This window comes from Pseudomonas sp. HMWF006 (genome assembly GCF_003061205.1).
Lineage (GTDB): Bacteria > Pseudomonadota > Gammaproteobacteria > Pseudomonadales > Pseudomonadaceae > Aquipseudomonas > Aquipseudomonas monsensis.
This window is the reverse complement of record NZ_QAIU01000653.1, coordinates 23,799-25,720: the sequence shown is the minus strand read 5'-3', so window position 1 is coordinate 25,720 and position 1,922 is coordinate 23,799. Positions and strand designations below refer to the sequence as shown.

Below are 1,922 nucleotides of genomic sequence, written 5' to 3'. Positions count from 1 at the left end.
AGAACAAGCCCGTAAAGCCCACGCTTTCAAAGCCCTGCATGAACGGCCGGGCATTTTCGTCATCCCCAATCCATGGGATGCTGGCTCGGCGAAGATGCTCGCCAGTCTCGGCTATCAGGCCTTGGCCACGACCAGCGCCGGTTACGCGTTTTCCCAAGGCAAGGCCGATGGTGCGTTGACGCTCGATGAGACCCTGGCCAACGTCCGGGCGATTGTCGCGGCCACGGATCTGCCGGTGGCGGTGGATCTGGAAAACGGCTTCGCTGATGACCCGCTCGAATCCGCCAACAGCCTGTTGCGTGCCGCCGAGGCCGGCGCAGTGGGTGGTTCGATCGAAGACGCCACAGGCCGCGTCGACGCGCCCATCTATTGCTTCGAACACGCGGTGGCGCGCATCGAAGCCGCCGTCGCCGCCGTGCGTACGCTGCCTTTTCCCTTCACCCTGACCGCCCGTGCGGAAAACTACTTGCACGGCCATCCCGATATCAACGACACCATCCGCCGCTTGCAGGCGTTCGCCGAAGCCGGTGCCGACGTGCTGTATGCGCCGGGTTTGCGCAGTGCCGAAGAAGTGTTGGCAGTGGTGCGTGCGGTGGCGCCGAAGCCGGTCAACGTGTTGATGTCCGGCGGTTTGAAGTTGACGGTGCAGGAACTCGAAGAAATGGGCGTGCGGCGCATCAGCACCGGTTCGGCACTGGCACTGGCTGCGTTCGGCGGTTTCTTGCGCGCCGCTGAAGAGATCCAGCAAACGGGCACCTTCGGGTTTACTTCGCAGTCGATGCCCTACGCCCAGGCCAATCAGTTTTTCAAAGGCTGAACGTGGGACGCTGGTTTGCGCTGAGTGTGCTGCTGCTGATTGGCGGTGCGATGGTCAGTGTCTGGCGTGGCTGGCTGGATGTGCCAGCCGAGTGGAATCCGTGGGCGCCGCTGGATGTGAAGGCAGTCCCCAACTGGCTGACCGGCTACAAACTGATGCGCTTGCGCAGCGATCCCGAACTCTGTGCACAGGCGCTGAGCAGCTCTGGACTGCGTGTCACACGGCAATCCGACAGCCCCGATGCCAAGTGTCCGCTGATCGGCGCCTTGCGCGTGCAGGGCGGCGAGGTCGCGTTGAGCAGCAGTTTCCTCGCCAGTTGTCCGCTGGCGGTGGCCTACGCCTTGTTTGAGCGCCACACCCTGCAACCCGTCGCTCAAGCCGTTTACGGCGAGAAAGTCAGCCGTCTCGATCACCTTGGCAGCTTCGCCTGCCGCAATGTCTATAACCGTGAGAGCGGCGCACTCAGCCGGCATGCCAGTGCCGATGCGCTGGATATCGCCGGATTTCGTCTGGCCAGCGGGCGCAGCATCAGCGTCCTCAAGGACTGGCCAGGGCAAACTCGCGACGCGCAGTTTCTACGCCAGGTGCGTGACGGCGCCTGTGAGGCGTTCAGTGTGGTATTGAGCCCGGATTACAACGCCGCTCACCGTAATCACTTTCATGTCGATGTCGGGCGCTGGAGCGTGTGTCGCTGAGGGTCAGGCGGCGAGGCGCAGGTTCTGCAGAACGATCGGGCGGGCCCAGCCGTTATCGAAGTCCAGCGCCTTCTGTTGCTCGGCGATTTCTTCTGGCGGGAATGGCGGACAAGGCTTTTGCAGCAGATCCAGATCGAACTCGGCAATCGGCAGGTACAGCGGCTTCTTCTGCGGGGCCGGGCCAGGCTCTGGCGTTGGCTGGCCGTTGTTGATCACGATCGGGCGTACCCAGCTGCTGTCGAAATCCTGCTGCTCTTGCTGAGCCTTGAGCTCTTCAGGCGGGAACGGCGGGAACGGCTTGTCCAGCAATTCCATTTCGAATTCGGCGATCGGCAGGAACAGCGGCTCCGGCGGACGCACTTCGGTTTCGACCACATCGCATTCGCGCTGGCTGATGATGTGCGCGTGCA

At 62.9% G+C, this 1,922-nt stretch carries 3 protein-coding genes; 2 read left to right on the top strand and 1 reads right to left on the bottom strand.

All coding sequences use genetic code 11. From position 1 onward, the window contains the following. Both DBR24_RS30255 and DBR24_RS30250 read left to right on the top strand, forming a co-directional pair. Positions 1 to 817, top strand: an 817-nt coding sequence (locus DBR24_RS30255; RefSeq protein WP_146189155.1) for an oxaloacetate decarboxylase, incomplete at its 5' end; no start/stop codon positions are given. Between the two features lie 2 nt (positions 818 to 819). Next, positions 820 to 1,512: an extensin family protein gene (locus DBR24_RS30250; protein ID WP_128616517.1), complete on the top strand. Its 693-nt coding sequence runs from the start codon at positions 820 to 822 to the stop codon at positions 1,510 to 1,512. A 3-nt stretch (positions 1,513 to 1,515) separates the two neighbouring features. On the opposite strand, the gene DBR24_RS30245 is transcribed toward DBR24_RS30250, so the two are convergent. After that, positions 1,516 to 1,922, bottom strand: a 407-nt coding sequence (locus DBR24_RS30245; protein ID WP_256592010.1) for an energy transducer TonB, incomplete at its 5' end; no start/stop codon positions are given.